Origin of the sequence: Faecalibacterium sp. DFI.5.82, from assembly GCF_029076575.1 — a bacterium.
GTDB classification, from domain to species: Bacteria; Bacillota; Clostridia; order Oscillospirales; family Ruminococcaceae; genus Faecalibacterium; species Faecalibacterium duncaniae.
In genome coordinates, this window is record NZ_JARFIS010000531.1 from 1 (window position 1) to 310 (window position 310).

The following is a 310-nucleotide window of genomic DNA, read 5'->3' on the forward strand; positions in this document are numbered from 1 at the left end:
AGCATGACAGGATGATCGGCTATGTCAGCCAGCTCTGCCATGCCATCGCCGTCAGCCTGATGTGCGCCAATGACAAAACCTCGCTGTGCGAGTACACCGGAGATTCTTTCCGGGACCTGACCCGTATTGCACGCATCAACGATAAGATGTGGGCGGAGCTGTTCCTCTGGAACAAGGAAAACCTTATCTCCGAGATCGACCAGTTCAGCGGGGCGCTGAACGAGATGCGCAACGCCCTTGTGGCCGATGACCGGGAAAAGCGGGAGGAGATGTTCCGCCTGTCCACCCAGCGCCGCGCGGCGTGTGATAA

Annotated in this window: 1 protein-coding gene; it reads left to right on the top strand. The window is 58.4% G+C overall.

Features of this window, described 5'->3' with window-relative positions; all coding sequences use genetic code 11:
* The coding region (locus tag P0G09_RS17745; protein WP_275253330.1) for a prephenate dehydrogenase dimerization domain-containing protein at positions 1–310 on the top strand (310 nt) is incomplete at both ends.